Consider the following 390-nt stretch of genomic DNA (forward strand, 5'->3'; position numbering starts at 1 on the left):
GAAATCGATTTCCGAGATGGAGGCTCCCATGAACATCACATCCCGAAGCCGCCGCAGGGGGGCAGCTCTGGCGGCCATGGCTGCGCTCGTCCTGGCCGGGTGCAGCACCGGCAACGACAGCGACGGCTCCTCGGCCAAGAGTGACGAGGAAGGGTCTGGCAAGTGCGTGATCGGCATGACCCAGATCAACCAGACGGCCGCGTTCTTCACGCAGATGAACGAGGGCGCCCAGCAGGCGGCCGACGATGCCGGCTGTGACCTCACGATCGCCAATGCGAACAACGACTCCGCCAAGCAGAACAGCGACATCGAGAACTTCGTCTCCCAGGGCGTGACGGGCATCATCGTCGTCGCGATCGACGTCAACGGCGTCGTCCCTGCGGTCAACGC

At 64.4% G+C, this 390-nt stretch carries 1 protein-coding gene; it reads left to right on the forward strand.

Translation table 11 applies throughout. The annotated features are described in order from the left end of the window. Window positions 1–175 precede the first annotated feature (175 nt). Window positions 176–390: substrate-binding domain-containing protein (locus Q0L15_RS21050; RefSeq protein WP_296606679.1), on the forward strand; the 215-nt coding region annotated here is incomplete at its 3' end.

Origin of the sequence: Nocardioides sp. (genome assembly GCF_024509035.1) — a bacterium.
Classification (GTDB): domain Bacteria; phylum Actinomycetota; class Actinomycetes; order Propionibacteriales; family Nocardioidaceae; genus Nocardioides.